Origin of the sequence: Streptomyces sp. NPDC059371 (genome assembly GCF_042751995.1) — a bacterium.
Classification (GTDB): domain Bacteria; phylum Actinomycetota; class Actinomycetes; order Streptomycetales; family Streptomycetaceae; genus Streptomyces.
Map to the genome: position 1 here is coordinate 1 of NZ_JBHYXD010000211.1, position 1,946 is coordinate 1,946.

At 71.7% G+C, this 1,946-nt stretch carries 1 protein-coding gene; it reads right to left on the reverse strand.

Annotated elements, in window-relative coordinates; translation table 11 throughout:
* Window positions 1–238 precede the first annotated feature (238 nt).
* Window positions 239–1,324, reverse strand: coding sequence for a mechanosensitive ion channel family protein (locus ACFXGX_RS43245; protein WP_384804002.1), 1,086 nt, complete (start codon window positions 1,322–1,324; stop codon window positions 239–241).
* Window positions 1,325–1,946 lie beyond the last annotated feature (622 nt).

Below are 1,946 nucleotides of genomic sequence, written 5' to 3' on the forward strand. Positions count from 1 at the left end.
GGGGCCCCGGCGCCGCCCCCCCCCCCCCCCCCCCGGCCCGTTGGCCGTCGCGGTCCCGGTCCGGTGGGGGTCGGGGCCGCGCCGGTACATCCGCCCGTCGCCGTCGGACGAGAGGTGGCCGTCGGTGGCGACGGGCATGTGATGTACCGGCGTGGCCCCTTCCGTACGTCGCCGGGTGCGGGTGCGTCGCGGTGACCCGTCCCCATTCCTCCGTGCCCGGCGCGACCCCACGCTGATGTCAGGGCCGCTGCGCGGCCTCGCGCTGATGCGGGATGGCGGACTCCAGGAAGCCCGCCCCGCCGGGCTGGAGCGCGACGGTCCGGGCGGGCGATGGAATCCGGATGCCCTCGTCCCGGTAGCGCTTGTGCAGGCGCTTGATGAACTCGTGCTTGATCCGGTACTGGTCGCTGAACTCGCCCACACCGAGGATCACGGTGAGACCGATGCGCGAGTCGCCGAAGGTGTGGAAGCGAACGGCGGGTTCGTGCTCCGGGACGGCGCCGTCGATCCCGGTCATCACCTGGGCGACGACCTCGTTCGTGACCCGCTCGACGTGGTCGAGGTCGCTGTCGTAGCCGACGCCGACCTGTACCAGCAGCGTCATCTTCTGCTCGGGCCGGGTGAAGTTGGTCATGTTGGTGCCCGAGAGCTGGGCGTTGGGGATGATGACCAGGTTGTTGGAGAGCTGACGGACCGTGGTGTTGCGCCAGTTGATGTCGACGACGTAGCCCTCCTCCCCGCTGCTCAGCCGGATGTAGTCGCCCGGCTGGATCGTCTTCGAGGCGAGGATGTGCACGCCCGCGAAGAGGTTGGCGAGGGTGTCCTGGAGCGCGAGCGCGACGGCGAGACCGCCCACCCCCAGGGCCGTCAGCAGGGGCGCGATCGAGATCCCCAGGGTCTGCAGGACGATCAGGAAGCCGATCGCCATCACCACGACCCGGGTGATGTTGACGAAGATGGTGGCCGAACCGGCGACGCCCGAGCGGGACTGGGTCACCGACTGGACCAGCCCGGTGATCAGCCGGGCCGCGGTGATGGTCGCGACCAGGATGAGCAGGACGGTCAGCGACCGGTTGACGGTCTTGCCGATCGGCGCGGTCAGCGGAAGCACCGCGGCCGCCGCGGCGACGCCTCCGGCCACCGCCGACCACGGCACGACGGTGCGCAGCGCGTCCACCATGACGTCGTCGCCGCTCCAGCGGGTGCGCTCGGCGTGCTTGCCCAGCCAGCGCAGCAGCATCCGGAGCAGGAACGCCGCCAGCAGCCCGGCCGCCACGGCTATTCCGGCGATCATCAGGTCGTCCAGGGTGACGGAGCGCTTCATCGGTGACCTCCTCGGAGAGCGGGACCGGGACCCGTACCGGGATGAGGGCCCGCGGGCCGAATGTGCTGTGTCGTCACTTGCCACCTGCTCGAATCAGGGAACGCGATCATGCCCGGACGGGCGTTCGCCATCGTCCGGGGAGACGGCTCATCCTGCCCCATCCCCCTGCCTCTCCGTCACCATCCCTACGGGAGACAGCCCTTGACGCCCCGATCCGGCCACCCCGCAGCCGCAGCCGGAATCCGGCGCGAGGGGCCGTGCCGGTACGCCACACACCCCCGTCGCCACCGACGGTCACCTCTCGCCACCGCGTACCCGCAGCCGGAATTCGGCGCGAGGGGCCGTGCCGGTACATCACGCACCCCTGCCGCCACCGACGGTCACCTCTCGCCACCGCGTACCCGCAGCCGGAATCCGGCGCGAGGGGCCGTGCCGGTACATCACACACCCCCGTCGCCACCGACGGTCACCTCTCGCCACCGCGCACCCGCAGCCGGAATCCGGCGCGAGGGGCCGTGCCGGTACGCCACACACCCCCGTCGCCACCGACGGTCACCTCTCGCCACCGCGCACCCGCAGCCGGAATCCGGCGCGAGGGGCCGTGCCGGTACGCCACACACCC